13 protein-coding genes and 2 pseudogenes are annotated in these 15863 nt (G+C 63.9%); 5 read left to right on the top strand and 10 right to left on the bottom strand.

The genetic code is table 11. The features are described from left to right. Positions 1–152 precede the first annotated feature (152 nt). The 3 genes and pseudogenes from ONR75_RS11685 to ONR75_RS11675 all read left to right on the top strand — a co-directional run. Positions 153–1467 (top strand): annotated as a pseudogene (locus ONR75_RS11685) (ABC transporter substrate-binding protein); the annotation flags it as partial. A gap of 10 nt (positions 1468–1477) precedes the next feature. After that, complete coding sequence (locus tag ONR75_RS11680; protein ID WP_265083628.1) at positions 1478–2404, top strand: carbohydrate ABC transporter permease; 927 nt, start codon at positions 1478–1480, stop codon at positions 2402–2404. Between the two features lie 2 nt (positions 2405–2406). Continuing rightward, positions 2407–3219 (top strand): carbohydrate ABC transporter permease, encoded by an 813-nt coding sequence (locus tag ONR75_RS11675; RefSeq protein WP_413776460.1) that lies wholly within the window; start codon positions 2407–2409, stop codon positions 3217–3219. Between the two features lie 158 nt (positions 3220–3377). On the opposite strand, the gene ONR75_RS11670 is transcribed toward ONR75_RS11675, so the two are convergent. The 7 genes and pseudogenes from ONR75_RS11670 to ONR75_RS11640 all read right to left on the bottom strand — a co-directional run bounded on the left by ONR75_RS11670 (position 3378) and on the right by ONR75_RS11640 (position 11375). Next, a complete protein-coding gene (locus ONR75_RS11670) occupies positions 3378–6086 on the bottom strand; it encodes a nitrate reductase (protein WP_265082730.1) in 2709 nt (902 codons plus the stop codon). Further along, a complete protein-coding gene (locus ONR75_RS11665; RefSeq protein WP_265082729.1) occupies positions 6086–7303 on the bottom strand; it encodes an NAD(P)/FAD-dependent oxidoreductase in 1218 nt (405 codons plus the stop codon). Before ONR75_RS11665 ends, ONR75_RS11670 begins: the two co-directional genes overlap by 1 nt. Before the next feature lie 9 nt (positions 7304–7312). Continuing rightward, positions 7313–7738, bottom strand: coding sequence for a globin family protein (locus ONR75_RS11660; RefSeq protein WP_265082728.1), 426 nt, complete (start codon positions 7736–7738; stop codon positions 7313–7315). An 85-nt stretch (positions 7739–7823) separates the two neighbouring features. Further along, on the bottom strand, positions 7824–8249 hold the full coding sequence (locus ONR75_RS11655) for a globin family protein (protein ID WP_265082727.1): 426 nt from the start codon (positions 8247–8249) through the stop codon (positions 7824–7826). 72 nt (positions 8250–8321) lie between these two features. Then, the gene (locus ONR75_RS11650) at positions 8322–9116 is read right to left on the bottom strand and encodes an ABC transporter ATP-binding protein (RefSeq protein ID WP_265082726.1); all 795 of its coding nucleotides are present in this window, start codon (positions 9114–9116) and stop codon (positions 8322–8324) included. 10 nt (positions 9117–9126) lie between these two features. Continuing rightward, positions 9127–10018: pseudogene (gene ntrB, locus ONR75_RS11645) on the bottom strand (nitrate ABC transporter permease). 46 nt (positions 10019–10064) lie between these two features. Continuing rightward, positions 10065–11375 carry a CmpA/NrtA family ABC transporter substrate-binding protein gene (locus tag ONR75_RS11640; RefSeq protein ID WP_265082725.1) on the bottom strand — a complete coding sequence of 437 codons (1311 nt, stop codon included), beginning with the start codon at positions 11373–11375 and terminating at the stop codon, positions 10065–10067. A 497-nt stretch (positions 11376–11872) separates the two neighbouring features. Here ONR75_RS11640 and ONR75_RS11635 point away from each other — a divergent pair, with 497 nt between their 5' ends. Continuing rightward, entirely contained in the window at positions 11873–12322 is a 450-nt protein-coding gene (locus tag ONR75_RS11635) for a hypothetical protein (protein WP_265082724.1), read from the top strand. Positions 12323–12453: 131 nt separating this feature from the next. After that, positions 12454–13701, top strand: a complete 1248-nt coding sequence (locus ONR75_RS11630; protein ID WP_265082723.1) for a serine hydrolase domain-containing protein — start codon at positions 12454–12456, stop codon at positions 13699–13701. 15 nt (positions 13702–13716) lie between these two features. On the opposite strand, the gene ONR75_RS11625 is transcribed toward ONR75_RS11630, so the two are convergent. Genes ONR75_RS11625 through ONR75_RS32430 form a run of 3 tightly spaced genes read right to left on the bottom strand, consistent with a single transcriptional unit; the run spans position 13717 to position 15798 of the window. Next, positions 13717–13956 (bottom strand): hypothetical protein, encoded by a 240-nt coding sequence (locus ONR75_RS11625; RefSeq protein WP_265082722.1) that lies wholly within the window; start codon positions 13954–13956, stop codon positions 13717–13719. Further along, entirely contained in the window at positions 13949–14629 is a 681-nt protein-coding gene (locus ONR75_RS11620; RefSeq protein ID WP_265082721.1) for an isochorismatase family protein, read from the bottom strand. Before ONR75_RS11620 ends, ONR75_RS11625 begins: the two co-directional genes overlap by 8 nt. Beyond that, positions 14551–15798 carry a GNAT family N-acetyltransferase gene (locus tag ONR75_RS32430; RefSeq protein WP_320109723.1) on the bottom strand — a complete coding sequence of 416 codons (1248 nt, stop codon included), beginning with the start codon at positions 15796–15798 and terminating at the stop codon, positions 14551–14553. Before ONR75_RS32430 ends, ONR75_RS11620 begins: the two co-directional genes overlap by 79 nt. Positions 15799–15863 lie beyond the last annotated feature (65 nt).

Here is a 15863-nt window from a genome sequence, read left to right as displayed (position 1 = left end):
CGCAGAGAGATCATCCCCGCCGTCTCCCTTTCCTCCCATCGTCCACCTTGTTCCTCCTCGCCATCATGCTATGACTCCTGCAGGCGCATCTCCGGCAAACGGGGAGCGACCGGACATCACCGCCGGCACCGGCGGTTCAGGGAGGATGACACATGGCTCTTTACGGCCCGACCCGTCGCGCCTTGCTGCAGGGAACGCTCGCTACCGGCGCGCTTGGTCTCACCGGATTTCCCGCCTTCGCCGATCCCGCCTGGAAAAAATACTCGGGCACCACCATCGAGGCCAACCTGATCAAGGGGCCGCGCGGCGACCTGCTGCAGAAGTACGCATCCGAATTCACCGACCTGACCGGCATCAAGGTTGAATCCGAGGTGATCCCCGAGCAGCAGCAGCGCCAGAAGGCGGTCATCGAGCTGACGTCCGGCAAGCCCAGTTTCGACGTCGTCCACGTCAGCTACCACGTGCAGAAGCGGCAGTTCGAAAAGGCCGGCTGGCTTGCCGATCTTACCGGCTTCATGAAGGATCCGAACCTGACCGCGCCGGATCTGCGGGTCGACGATTTCTCCGCCGGCGGCCTGCAATTCGCTCAGAACGAAAAAGGCGAAATGCATTCGCTGCCGTGGTCGGTCGACTATTTCATCCTCTATTACAACAAAGAGATGTTCGCCAAGAAGGGCATCGCGGTGCCCAAGACCTTCGACGAAATGGCCGCCGCCGCCGAAAAGCTCAACGATCCCGCCAACGGCATCTATGGCTTCACCGGCCGCGGGCTGCGCAACGCCAACATGACGCTGTGGACGAACTTCTTCCTCAACTATGGCGGCGAGTTTCTCGATGCCAAGGGCAACATCCTGACCGACGGGCCGGAAGCCATCGAGGCCACCAAGATGTATCAGCGGCTAATGACCAAGTCCGCGCCGCCCGGCGTCGCCGGCTTCAACTGGATGGAATCCATGGCGACGCTGACGCAGGGCCGCGCCGCGATGTGGATCGACGGTGTCGGCTGGGCCCCCCATCGAAGACCCCAACGCTTCGCGTGTGGTCGGCAAGATCGGCTACACGGTGGTTCCGGCCGGCCCCAAGGGCCAGTATTCCGCCGCCTATGGCGACGGCATCGGCATTGCCAAGACCAGCACCAAGAAGGAAGCTGCCTATCTGTATTGCCAGTGGGCAGTATCGAAGACCATGGGCGCGCGGCTCCTGCAGAGCGGCGGCGGCGTGCCGTTCCGCAATTCGATCCTCAACGACGAAACGGTGCGCAAGGGCGTCAAGAACCAGGAGTGGCTGGATTCGGTGATCGCCTCGGCCAAGATCAGCAAGCTCGGCCTTCCGGTCATCGTGCCGGTCGCCGAATTCCGCGACCTGGTCGGCGCCGCCGTCACGGCCACCTTGTCGGGCGCCGATCCGGCCACGGAGTTGAAGAAGGCCCACGAACAGTTCCGGCCGATCCTGGAGCGCAGCGAAAAACGTGAGCGAACTGACCGCAGCCCAGACGACCGCGGTCCGGGTAGAGACAGCGAAGGCGCAGTGGCGGCCGATCTCCTATTGGCCGTTCGTGATCCCGGCAATGCTCGTCGTGCTGGCGGTCATCATCTTTCCCTGGGCCTACACGATCTGGATGAGCCTGCATGAATGGAAGGTCGGCTCACCGCCGACCTTCGTCGGCTTTGCCAACTATCTGCGGCTGCCGACCGATGCGCGTTTCGTCGAGTCGATTTGGCATACCCTCGTCTATACGGCGCTGTCGGTGGCGCTGCCGCTGATCCTCGGCACGCTGGCCGCGGTAATCTTCAACACGAAATTCCCGCTGCGCGGCTTTTTCCGAGGGCTGTTCATCCTGCCGATGATGGCCACGCCGGTGGCGATCGCGCTGGTGTGGACCATGATGTTCCATCCCCAGCTCGGCATTCTCAACTACCTGCTGTCGCTGGTCGGCCTGCCGCCCTCGCTGTGGGTATTCCACCCGGCCACGGCGATCCCGTCGCTGGTGCTGGTAGAGACCTGGCAATGGACGCCGCTGGTGATGCTGATCGTGCTCGGCGGCCTCTCCGCGATTCCCTCCGAGCCCTATGAAAGTGCCCAGATCGACGGCGCGACGCCGTGGCAGACCTTTCGCTATATTTCATTGCCGATGATCATGCCGTTCCTGTTCATCGCGGCGATGATCCGCATGATCGATGCCGTGAAAAGTTTCGACATCATCTTCGCGATCACCCAGGGCGGCCCCGGCAGCGCCTCGGAAACCATCAACCTCTATCTCTACAGCGTCGCCTTCGTCTATTACGACGTCGGCTACGCCTCGGCGATCGTGGTGGTGTTCTTCGCGCTGATCATCGCTTTGGCCGGCGCCCTGCTGCACCTGCGCCAGCGCACCCACTGGAATGACGCCGGAGGCAGCGCCTGATCATGCGGACACTTCTCAACAAGATCGGCCTGACCTTTGCGATCCTCGTCATCGTGTCGCCAGCCGTGTTGTTCTTCCTGTGGATGCTGTCGCTGTCGATCAAGTTCGAGATCGACAACGCCTCCTATCCGCCGGTGTTCATCCCCACCCGCTTCAACTGGGGCAACTACGCCGCGGTTCTGGAATCCAAGCGGTTCGTGACCTATCTGTTCAACACGCTGATCGTCACCGGCTCGGCGACCTTGTTCGCATTGCTGGTCGGCGTGCCCGCCGGTTACGGCATCGCCCGCATGCGCGCCCGCAAGGCGGCGGTGGTGATCCTGATCGCCCGCATCACGCCCGGCCTGTCCTACCTGATCCCGCTGTTCCTGCTGTTCCAGTGGCTCGGCCTGCTCGGCACGCTATGGCCGCAGATCATCATCCATCTCGTGGTCACCGTCCCGATCGTGATCTGGATCATGATCGGCTATTTCGAGACCACGCCGATGGAGCTCGAGGAATCGGCGGTGATCGACGGCGCCACCCGCTGGCAGGTGTTCCGCCATGTCGCGCTGCCGATCGCGCGGCCGGGCATTGCAGTCGCCTTCATCCTGTCGGTGATCTTCTCATGGAATAATTTCGTCTTCGGCATCGTGCTGGCCGGCCGCGAGACCCGCACGCTACCGGTGGCGGTCTACAATATGATCTCTTTCGACCAGCTGAGCTGGGGGCCGCTGGCGGCGGCGGCGCTGATCGTCACCTTTCCGGTGCTGCTCCTCACCGTATTCGCGCAGCGCCAGATCGTGGCAGGGCTGACGGCGGGGGCGGTGAAATAGTTGCACGAACGCGCCACAAACACCGCTGTCATCGCCCGGCCTTGCGCGCACTCGCGCGCTAGGACCGGGCGGCCCAGCAAACTCAGAATGGCCGGAGTGTACTGGGTCACCCGGTCCTGACGCGCAAGTGCGCGCAGGCCGGGTGACGACAGTGAATGCTAATTCGTCGCCACAACCCGCTTGTGCGTCTCTGCCGGTGCCACCTCCGCCCCGGCAATCATCCGCTTCAGCTCGGGAATGCACGAGCCGCAATTGGTGCCGGCCTTGAGCTGCGCGCCGATCTCCGCCGCCGTCGCCGCCCCCGCGGCGATGGCGTCGCAGATGGTGGTGCGGCCCACGCCGAAACAGGCGCAGACGATGGGGCCGGCACCGGCATGGCCGTCGGCGGATTTGCCCGACAGCAGCATGCGGCGTTGCTCGTCGCTGACCACCTCCGCCGCAAATAGCGCCTTGACGGCATCCCATTCGACGTTATCCGCGGCCGGGCCGATGAACAGGCAGATCTCGATCCGGTCATCCACGAACGACGACGCGCGGAACACGCCACGGGCGGTGTCCTCGAATTCGGCGACGTCGTCGCCGCGCAACGGCTCAAGCCATTGCTTCCACGTCGCGAGATCGGAATTGTCCGCGATGACATAGCCGACGCCGCCCGTGACAGCGATCCGCGTCCACAGCGCTGGCTCAGGCAAGTCAAGCGGCTTGCGTGACAGGATGAAGCCGCGTTGCGCATAGATCATCGGCGCGATCGACACCGGCGTCGCCTTGTTCTCGGGCTGGCCGGAGAACGGATCGGTGAACGGCGCAACCATCGCGCCGACCCGCGCCGACGACGCGGTCTCGTCGCTCCAGTGGATCGGCGCGAACAGCATGCCGCGCTGCTGCCGATCGCTGACCGCCACCTTGAGGATGCAGCTTCCGTAGTCCGTCGCCAGCGTGGCATGGCCGCCATCGACCACGCCCGCCTGCGCCGCATCGTCGGGATGAATCTCGACGAAGGGCTCCGGCAGATGCTGGCCGAGCCGCGGGCTCATGCCGGTGCGGGTCATGGTGTGCCACTGGTCGCGCACCCGGCCGGTGTTGAGCCGCAACGGCCGCGCCACGCTGGTCTCGCTGCGCAGTGCCGGCACCTCCGGTGCGATGAAGCGCGCCTTGCGGTCGTTGGTGTAGAAGGCTCCATCGGCGAAAAAGCGCGAGTCGGCGCGGCTGTCGGCGGCGCGCAGCGGCCACATCACCGGCGCCAGCGCATCGAAGCCCTCGTCCGACACCTTCGCCAATCCGCCGAGATCGAAATCGCGCGTGCCATTGTTCTCGAATGCCGACAGCGCCGCGTGCTCGCGAAAAATATCCGCGGCGGAGTTGTAGGCAAAGGCGCCGCCGAAGCCGAGCCGCCTGGCGACCTGGCTGATCATCCACCAGTCCGGCCGGGCCTCGCCGGGCGCGGCCAGGAACGCGCGCTGTCGCGACACCCGCCGCTCCGAATTGGTCACCGTGCCGGATTTTTCGCCCCAGGCCAGCGCCGGCAACAGCACATGCGCGCCGGCATTCGCAGTGTCGTTGGACCTGACGTTCTCCGACACCACGAACAGGTCGAGCTTCTTCAAGGCGGCGCGCGCGGCATTGGCGTCGGGCAACGACACCGCCGGATTGGTGCCGATCACCCACAACGCCTTGATCTCGCCGCGCTCGATCGACTCGAACATCTGCACGGCCTTCAGCCCTTCATGGGTGGCCATATCGGACGCCTTCCAGAACCGCCTGGCACGATCGATCTCGACCGGCGTGAAATTCATATGGGCGGCGAGCTGGTTGGCGAGACCTCCGACCTCGCGGCCACCCATGGCATTGGGCTGGCCGGTCAGCGAGAACGGCGATGCGCCGACCTTGCCGATCCGCCCGGTGGCGAGATGGCAATTGATGATGGCATTGACCTTGTCCGTGCCCTGGGCCGACTGGTTGACGCCTTGGGAATACAACGTGACCACGCGCGGCGTCTTGCGAAACAGATGGAAGAACGCGGCGATGTCGGCTTCGCTCAACCCGGTCGCCAGCGCCGTGGCAGCCGCACTGCCCGCCATGCTCCTGGCCCGCGCCAGCGCGGCGTCGAAGCCGGACGTGTGCCGCTCGATGTAGTCCCGGTCGAGCGCGTCACTGTCCGCCAGATGCGCCAGCAACCCGCTGAACAGCGCCGTGTCGCTGCCGGGCTTCAGCCCGAGGAACAGGTCGTCCTCGCCCACCGTATCGGTCCGCCGCGGGTCGATCACGACAATGCGCGCACCGCGCGTCTGCTTGTTGGCCAGCATGCGCTGGTACAGCACAGGGTGGCACCATGCCGCATTGGAGCCGACCAGCACCAGCAGATCGGCCTGATCGAGATCGGCGTAGCAGCCCGGCACAGTATCCGAGCCGAAGGCGCGGCGATGGCCCGCCACCGACGACGACATGCACAGCCGCGAATTGGTGTCGACATTGGCGCTGCCGATAAAGCCCTTCATCAGCTTGTTGGCGACGTAGTAATCCTCGGTGAGGATCTGGCCGGACAGATAGAACGCCACCGCATCGGGCCCATGCGCGGCTATGACCTTGCGAAAGCCATCGGCGACGTGATCCAGCGCCTCGTCCCACGGCACCTGCGCAAGGCCGTCCTCGCCCCGCAGCATAGGATGCAGCAATCGTTCGCCGAGGCCCAGCGTCTCGCCGAGCGCCGACCCCTTCGAGCACAGCCGGCCGAAATTCGCGGGATGATCGGGATCGCCGGCGATCGCCGCGCCGCCGCTTCGATCCGGCGTAGCCAATACGCCGCAACCGACGCCGCAATAGGGGCACGTGGTTCTTGTGGTGCGCAAGGAAGGATCGATCGCCGTCATCACGCCGCCTCGGCGCGGGTGGCCAAAGAACGGCCGAACATGATATCGCCGCGCATGTCGGAGATATCAGCGCCGCCGCGGATCAGTTCGAGATACCACAGCGCATCCTGGGTATCGCCGACCAGCACGGCGCCGGTCAGGCGGCTATCGGCGATCACCAGCTTCTTGTAGGTCCCGCGCCTGATATCGTTGAGCACGATGGCTTCGCTGCCGTCGGCGCCGAGAAAATCTCCGGCGGAGAACACGCTGACGCCGGAGACCTTCAGATTGGTGGCGAGCACGCTGCCTTCATAACACGCGACGCCGCCGGCAAGATGCCGCGCCAGCACCTTCGCCTGCTCATAGGCCGGCTCGACGAGTCCGTAGCAGGTGCCGCGATGCTCGGCGCATTCGCCGAGCGCATAGACGCCGTCCGATCCCGTCGCCATCCGGTCGTCGACGACGATGCCGCGATTGACGGGAATGCCGGCCTCCGTCGCCAGCGTCGCGTTGGGACGGATCCCGGCGGCGAAGATCACCGCATCGGCGTCGAGCCTGCGGCCGTCCTTCAGTTCGACGCCTTCGACGCGGTCGGTGCCATGGATCTTTGATGTGTTGGCTTCGAGCAGGATCGTCACGCCCTTGCGTTCCACCAGCGTCTTCAGCAGCGCAGCGGCTCGGGCATCGAGCTGGCGTTCCATCAGCCGGTCCATCAGGTGGATCAGGGTCACCGATGCGCCGGCCTTGGCGAGACCATAGGCAGCCTCGAGTCCGAGCAGGCCGCCGCCGACCACCACCACGCGCTTCTTCCCTGCGGCCAGATCGAGCAGCAGGTCGACGTCGCCACTATCGCGAAACGTATGCACGCCGGGAAGATCGCCGCCCGCCACCGGCAGCCGCAGTGCCGACGAGCCGGTGGCGATCACCAGCTTGGAAAATGCCACGCGCTTGCCGTTGGCCATCGTCACTTCGCGCGCGGCCATGTCGATCCCGGTGGCCATCGCGCCGTATTTCAGCGTGACGCCGCGGTCGCGCCACCACGATGCCGGCCTGAGTTCGATTTCCTGCGACGTCGCCTCGCCGGCTAGCACCGACGACAGCAGCACGCGGTTGTAAGCGAGCCGCGGTTCGTCGCCGATCACGGCGATGGCGTAGCGGCCGAGCGCGCATCTGGCGAGTTCGTCGACCAGCCTTGCTGCCGCCATGCCGTTGCCGATGATGACCAGCGGTTCGCTCACACTGTTTCCTTACTCGGCTGCCTGGGCCGCGTGGGCCTCGGAGATCATGTAGCCGGACAGCGTGCCATAGGCGGCGGTCCAGGCCTCGGCGACATCGGGCGTCCAGGCGTCGCCGAGGCCTTTTTCGAGAGTCCATAGCAGCGCGGCGCCGACAATCGGATAGTGCTCGTCCTTGACGCCGTAGCTCACGTGCTTCTTGGCCAGCGCACTGGCCGCGGGCAGCACGGTTTCGAGGCGCGTCAACCCGGTGACGACCACGCCGAGCGTCGCCATCAGCTTGCGGCGCTGCTCCGCCATGTCCGCGCCGTGAAACATCGGTTTCACTTCTGGCGCAATCTCGAACAACCGGTCGTAGAACAGCACGGCCGCCTGGTCGGCAATCGGCGCGACCTTTGCAAAGCTGTCCTGCACTAAAATTATCTGGGATGGATTCATCGTAGCTCTCCCTTGATGTGAAGGTGAGCCTGTAGGTCGCGTCGCGCGAGCAATAGTTCAGCCTGTCGTTGAGTCCAACGCGACGTTACCGATACGCTGCGACGATCATCCGCGCCGACAGAAATGCGTAGAGCTTCTGCCAGGACGCCTCGACGTCCGGCGTCCAATGTGATCCGAGGCCCTGTTCCAGACTCCAGAACAGCGCGTCGCCGACCGGCGCGTAGTGCATTTCCAGTACGCCATAGTGCACGTGGTCTTTGGCAAGCTTGCCGACCAAAGACAGCAACCCCGTCATATTGTCGAGACTGCCGACAATCACCGCGAGCGTCGCAATGAACTTGTGCTTCAACTGCGTCATGTCGCTGCGAAACAGCGGTTGTGTTTCGGGCACCGTCTCGAACAACCGTGCGTAGAACAAATCGACCATCAACGCGGATTTCGGCCACATCCGGTCGAACGAGGTTTGCACGCAGATGATTTCGTCGCGAGTCAGATCGATCGGGCGATTCATGGCGTGCAGCTGTCCTGGAACTCAGAGCCGCATTCATTCGCATTGCTCCCCAATGTCAAGAGTCCTAGGACGCTACGCCGCTTCGACGAAGCGATGCCGTTCGTAGAGGAATTCAAGCACGCGCTTGCGGCACTTCAGGTAGACGGGATCCGTGGCCAGATCGAGCCGCTTGCGGGGACGCGCGAGGGGCACGTCGAGCACCTCGCCGATGGTGGCGCTGGGACCGTTGGTCATCATGACAATCCGGTCGGACAGCAGCACGGCCTCGTCGACGTCATGGGTGATCATGACGATGGTGTTGCCGAGCTTCTGGTGCAGCGCCATCACCGAGTCCTGCAGATGCGCGCGGGTGAGTGCGTCGAGCGCGCCGAACGGTTCGTCGAGCAACAGCACCTTCGGCTCCATCGCCAGCGCGCGGGCAATGCCGACGCGCTGCTTCATGCCGCCGGAGATTTCGGAGGGGCGCTTGTCCTTGGCGTGGGTCATCTGCACGAGATTCAGATTGTGCATGATCCAGGCCTCGCGCTCGGCCTTTGTCTTCGACTTCGCGAACACCTTGTCGACGCCGAGCTGGACGTTCTGGTAGACGGTGAGCCACGGCAGCAGGCTGTGGTTCTGGAACACCACGGCACGATCCGGGCCGGGCGAATTGACCTCGCGGTCCTCCAGCAGCACCACCCCCGACGTGACTTTGGTGAGGCCAGCGATGAGGTTGAGCAAGGTCGACTTGCCGCAGCCGGAATGGCCGATGATCGAGGCGTACTCGCCCTTGGCGATGTTGAGGTTGATGTCCTTCAGCACCTCGGTCGAGGCGGCGCCGCGGGTGAACACCTTGTCGATGTGGTCGAGCTTGAGATACGGCTTCATGACATGATCCCTATTGTGCCGAGGTGCCGTGGGTGACGAGATGCCCGAGACCGGCAATGGCGCGGTCGAGCACGAAGCCGATGATGCCGACATAGAACAGCGCCAGAATGATCTCGCTGATGTGGCTGGAATTCCAGGCGTCCCAGATGAAGAAGCCGATACCGACGCCGCCGATCAGCATTTCCGCCGCGATGATGGCGAGCCATGACAGGCCGATGCCGATGCGCAGGCCGGTGAAGATGTAGGCGCGGCCGCAGGCAGCATTACCTTAGTAAAGAACTCGATCGGGTTGAGCTGCACGACCGCGGCAACGTTGCGGTAGTCCTGAGGGATGTTGCGGATGCCGACGGCGGTGTTGATGATGATCGGCCAGATCGAGGTGATGAAGATCACGAAGATCGCCGAGGGCTGCCCGTCTCGGAACGCGGCGAGCGCCAGCGGCAACCATGCCAATGGGGGATCGTGCGCAGCACCTGGAAGATCGGATCGAGGCCGCGCATGGCCCAGACGGACTGGCCGACAAGCGTGCCGAGCGCCACGCCGGCGACCGCCGCCAGGGAGTAGCCGAGGAACACCCGCTGCAGACTGGCGGAGAGATGCCAGAACAGTCCCTTGTCGATGCCGCCATTGTCGAAGAACGGATCGAAGATCAACTCCTTGGTGTCCTTGTAGACCTTGGACGGCGGCGGCAGGGTCGAGCCCGCGCGCCGGCACACCAGCTCCCAGAACACCATCAGTAACGTGACCACGATCAGCGGCGGGATCACGCGGACTGCGGTCGCCTTCGCCGCCTTAGCATATTTGTCGAGGCGCGGAGGCCGCTTTGGTGCGAGCGCAACGATCGGTGCCGACGTCGTCACCAGTGCCGCCGCGGGCTCCGTCTTGATGGCTTGCACGTTCATCACATTGTTCTCCGTGATCAAAGCATGGCTTCCGCGCGACATGACCTCAGGCCTCGACGCGCTTGATAGCGAGCGACTTCAGATAGGCGGCGGGATTTTCCGGATCGAACACCTTGCCGTCGAAGAACGTCTCCTTGCCGCGCGATGTCGAGGTGGGCATGGCGGAGACACCCATCTCCTTGGCAGCTTCCTTCCACAGGTCTTCGCGGTTGACCTTGGCGATCAGCGCCTTGGAATCGAAGCCGGCGTCGTACTTGCCCCAGCGGATATCCTCGGTCATGAACCACAGGTCGTGGCTCTGATAGGGATAGGACGCGAAATCGTCCCAGAACTTCATGATGTGCGGCGAGTTCTCGACGACGCGACCGGTGCCGTAATCGAACTTGCCCTTGACGCGATCGGTGACGTCTTCAACGGGGCAATTGATCCACTGGCGCTTGGCGTTGATGGCAGCGACCTCGTCGCGGTTCTCGGCCTTCTCGCAGAACTGCTGCGCTTCCATCACCGCCATCAGCAGCGCCTTGGCGGCCTTCGGATACTTGTCGACCCAGGCGGCGCGCATGCCCAGCGACTTCTCCGGATGCTTGTTCCAGAGTTCACCGGTGGTCAGCGCGGTGTAGCCGATGTTCTGGTGAATCAGCTGCAGGTTCCACGGCTCGCAGACACAGAAGCAGTCCATGGTGCCAACCTTCATGTTGGCGACCATCTGCGGCGGCGGCACCACGATGGTCTCGATGTCCTTGTCGGGATCGATGCCGCCGGCGGCGAGCCAATAGCGAATCCAAAGGTCATGGGTGCCGCCGGGGAACGTCATCGCCGCCTTCACCGACTTGCCGGACGCCTTCTTCTTATCGATCGCTTCCTTGAACGGCTTGGTGTCGAGACCGATCTTGAGGTCGGCGTATTCCTTGCCGACCGAGATGCTCTGGCCGTTGAGATTGAGCCGCGCCATGATGTACATCGGCGTCGGCACATTGTTCTGGGTCACCTTGCCCGACGAGATCAGATAGGGCATCGGCGTCAGGATATGCGCGCCATCGATGCCGTTGCCTTCGGAGCCGAGCACCAGGTTGTCGCGCGTGGTGCCCCATGACGCCTGCTTCAGCACTTCGGTGTCAGGCAGGCCGTACTTGGCGAAGATCCCCTTTTCCTTGGCGACGAACAGCGGCGCGGCGTCAGTCAGCGCAATGAAGCCGAGCTTGGCACCCTTCACTTCCGGGCCAGCGCCCTGCGCAAAGGCGCCGGCCGGGAAATTCAGTTTGGCGGCCGCAAGCAACGCCGCGGTTCCGGCACCGGCCTTGAGAAGCTGGCGGCGGCTCAGATTGCGGCGGGGCGTCTGGGTCTCTGACTTCGTCATGTCTGCGGTCGTCCTTTCAAGCCTGATGCGGCCTGCATCGCCATCGCGGCCTCCCCGTCACGATGCGCTTCTGAACGCGAAGGCGAACGGACATAGCGGCGCGTCTGGGGGAGCCCCATGATGGCAGTGCAATGCGGGTGATTGATTTGACGGCTTCAATGGCGTCGCTAAGAACTATTCAAAGTTCGTGCCAAGCGTGGGGTCGACAGATATTGAGGTTTTACAGCGTGTTAGGACTTTCGGGCCGACCCCATGGCTGGGAGCGCCGCATCGAAAGGTTGCGCTCCGCTTATTTGTTGTGCGCTGCACTCGGAATAAGCAGCATGGTCCACGGTACTATTCCACGCCCGTGAACAGCCCTCACGGCTACGCAAAAGTGCTAGCTATCGCGCCGGACACAGCATGATCGGACCGCGCCATTGGCCAGAATTCAGGTGAACACGGAACAGGTTTCAGCCGCGCTCCGCGCTGCCGCGACCGCACTGAAGGCCGCCGTCGTGGTCGCCGCGGCGGCGATCCTCTCGCAGGCCAGGGCCGACCTTGAAGCCAATGCAGCCGCCGCAGTGGACCATCTCGACGCGTTTCGCAGCAAGCTCGACGCGCTGCACGATGGCATGTTGCGGGACCGCGGCAACGCCGCGGCGCTGGCCACCATCTCGAGCACCGGCACGGCCGAAGTCGAGATCGATGCGGTGGCCGCCAGGATTGCCGCGGTCGATGACCAGATCGCACGCATCAAAGCGGCGCTGTCCGCCGTCATCGGCAGCGCCGAACGCGACGGCATCGACGTCTTCGCCGAGCGCCTGGGCGCGCTGGGCCGCGCTTTCCATGACACGGCCCTTGCTGCCGGCGAGCAGCCGATCACGGCACCGCCATTCCAGTTCGACCAGCTCTTTCTGGAGGCGATGCATGACCTCGGGCAGCGCGACTGGAGCAACAAGAGCTAACGGCCGAGCACCTCGGCCAGCCCCTCCGTCGTCGGTTGGTCGGCAGGACCACGGCGCGCAAATACGTGTTGGACAGCGGCCGCGCCGGAGTCATAAACACGGTCATTCCGTCCACGTGGAGCGATGCCGCGATGCAGTCCCCAAATCCGAGCCCATCCGCTGTCACTGACGCGGGAATGTCCGTCGCGGCCCTCGCTGGCGTCGAGGACCACCTGAAGCGGCGCTACCTCGACGCCGGCCGGTTTCCCGGCACGCAGCTCTTGGTCTGGCGCCGCGGACAGCTGCTGCACAGCGCGGTGCAAGGCTTCGCCGACCTCGAGCGCAGGACGCCCGTGCGGGACGACACCATCTTCCGCATCTATTCCATGACCAAACCGATCACCTCGGTGGCCTTCATGATGCTGGTGGAGCAAGGCCGCGTCGCGCTGGACGAGCCCGTGCACAAGTACATTCCGGCGTGGAAGGATCTCGGCGTCTTCCAGGCCGGTATGGCACCGCTGTTCCAGACCCGACCGCCGGCGCGGCCGATGCTCATCATCGATCTGCTGCGCCACACCTCCGGCCTGACCTATGGTTTCCAGAACCGCACCAATGTGGACGCCGCCTATCGCGCGCAGAAGATCGGCGAGATCGAGAAGGCCGGCACGCTGCAGTCGATGATCGACGACCTTGCCAAGATCCCGCTGGAATTCTCTCCGGGCGACGCCTGGAACTACTCGGTGGCCACCGACGTGCTCGGTCATCTCATCGAGGTGATCGCCGGCCAGCCGTTCGAGCAATTTCTCCAGGAGCGCATCTTCGATCCGCTGGGCATGACCGACACCGGCTTCCACGTGCCGGCGGCCAAGGCGCATCGCCTCGCCGCCTGCTACGCAGCCGATGGCCGTGGCGGCATGGTCCTGCAGGACGACCCCACCACCAGTTCGTTCCTGACGCCGCCATCGCTGATCTCCGGCGGCGGCGGACTATGTTCGACGGCGGCGGACTATCTCACTTTCTGCCGCGCTTTGCTGAACGGCGGCGAACTCGGCGGCGTCCGCCTGATCGGACTTAAGACACTGGCGCTGATGACGGCCAATCATCTTCCGGGCGGTCGCGACCTCACCGAGATGTCCAAATCGCTGTTCTCTGAGGCTACCTATGCCGGGGTCGGCTTCGGCCTCGGCTTCTCCGTGACAATGAAGCCGGCGCTCACCATGATCCCCGGCAGCGCCGGCGAATATGCCTGGGGTGGCGCGGCGACCACATCATTCTGGATCGATCCGGCGGAAGATCTGATTGTCGTCTTCATGACGCAGGTGCTGCCATCCAGCGCCTATCCGGTGCGGCGTGAACTCCGCACCATGATCTATGCAGCGATCACCGACAGCAACCTGTAGCCCCGCTCGCGTCGTTCAGGAGCCGAGTTCGCCCGAGACCCGCCACAGATCCGACTCCTCCACAGGCTCGGGCTCGATGGCATCGCACAGCGCCTTCAGTTCGGCGTCGCCGATGTGATGCAGCCGCATCCGCAGCTGCAGGATGGTCATGGCAACCAGCTGCAGGGTTTCGCGCTCACCCGATTCAGCGAGAATGTTCTGGCATTCCTCTAGCCTGGCCATAACCGAACGCAGGCGCGTGTCCGTATCAACCACCGGTCTTGTTCCCTTGCCCGAGCTTGCGAGGTAGAGTTGAGGCAATCCAGTTGGTTGTTTCATAGACCTCTCCATACAGACCGCATATTTTGGAAACGGCGCGGTGAACCTCGGCGGCTGGCACTTCGTCCAGCGCGTGGCTCGCCGAAGCGTCGTGCAGAAACGTCGCCTTGTGCTTGCGATGATAGGCATCGACCAGCGTCGACAGGCAGGCGGATTCTCCGGCGAAACCAGCCAGCACGAAGCCGCCCGGACTTTGGCTCATCATGGAGGTGAACAACTCGCTGGAATAGCAAGACGGGTTGCTGCGTTCGAAGATCATCTCGTTGCGCTGCGGCTCGAAGCCCTCGATCCAGCGGCCGAACGGAGATGCGCGGTTGAAGAAGGCGGACTCCCCGAGCGACCGCATGAAGGCCACCGGCAGCCCGACCTTGCGACAATGCAGAAGGACGCGCTCGCAATTCGCCAGCGCCAGATCGATATCGGGGATCGCCAGCATGCGCGGCGCGGCGAGATATTCCTGCTGCATGTCGACGAGCACAACCGTGGGCACGCTGGCCGAGTTCGCAAAGACCCTGAGGCTGACGACGGAGGTCACGCGGCGCCCCTGTCGATCGAGGGACGGGTTACCGGACGTGCTCGCGACTTTTCCAGCACGCCGGGCCGGTGCCACTGCCCCTCCGGCCGGATGGTGAGATAGGCATCGACTCCGATGGTGATGGCATTGGGACGCCGCTCGGTCATCATCTGCATCTCGACATAGTCGAAATCAGAGAACACCAGCTCCTGGCCGCCTTCGAACGTCCTGAATCCGAATTGCGACCAGAATTTCACCAGCCGCTTCTGTGCGTGCCCGTACAGCCGCTGATAGCCCTTGGCCTGGCACAGCTCGATAGCCGCCTCGACGAGATGCGGCGAGATCCGCATCTTGCGGAATTCCTTGCGCACCGCGAGACGCTCGATCTTGGCGAAGTCGGCAAAATAGCGGATGCGCAGGCAGCCCACCGGCTCGTTGCCGACGTAGGCCAGCAGATGCGTCGAGCTGAAATCGTTGCCGTCGAATTCCTCGAGATAGGGACATTCCTGCTCGGCGATATAGACGGCGCTGCGGATCGCGACGACCCGCATCAGGTCTTCCATGGAGCGGGCAACGGTCACCGAGATCGCCTTGTCGGGACGTCCCTGGCCATAGCGATCGTAGAGCGGCGCGTCGGCCGGTACGCCTGACCTCGGCAGACTGTGCAGGCCGGGGTGGCTGAGGTTCTCGAACACCGCACCGGGTCGAAATCCCATGGTCTCCAGCAGTCGCTTGCCATCCTGCGTCACGGCCCGCGCATAGATGTCGGCATCCCTGGTCAGCGGCGTGAACATCTTCTCGAACGCTAACGGGATACCGGCGACGAGGTTATTGCGCGCCCACATAGCCCATAAATAAATACCAGCGGGGCGTTCGTTCTGGCGGCACAGCAGATCGAGGTCCGGATCGCTCGCGTCAAAGCTGCCCGCGACCAGTCGCCGCAAACCTTCCGCGTTCAGCATCAGAAATCCGACGAAGCCTTCCGCGCTTGCGCTTTTCAACGGGTCGCTTCGCCGTGCGATGGCCCATACCGAATCCGGGTTGTGTGCCATGACGCGCAACGCGGCCGCGAGCGAGGCCAGCCCCGGAAGATCGCTTTCAGCGCGCTCCATCAAGCGGCCGACGTCGCCGGGCGGCATCGTGAAGACCACGACCTCCCTGGCGAAGTCTTCAAGATTGTCTGCGGGGAGCGGGTGCTTGGCGGGGTGAACGGCCGGCGGATAGGTCGGCGTCGCGCGGATCGGCGTCGGTGCATGCGCGGTCATGGAGATCCATCCAAAGTTGTGAACTTTCTCTTGATCTGGCAAGACTAGGGCCGTGGAGGATGGGT

The sequence above is a fragment of the Rhodopseudomonas sp. P2A-2r genome (assembly GCF_026015985.1).
GTDB lineage: Bacteria > Pseudomonadota > Alphaproteobacteria > Rhizobiales > Xanthobacteraceae > Tardiphaga.
This window is presented reverse-complemented; position numbering and strand designations above follow the sequence as displayed.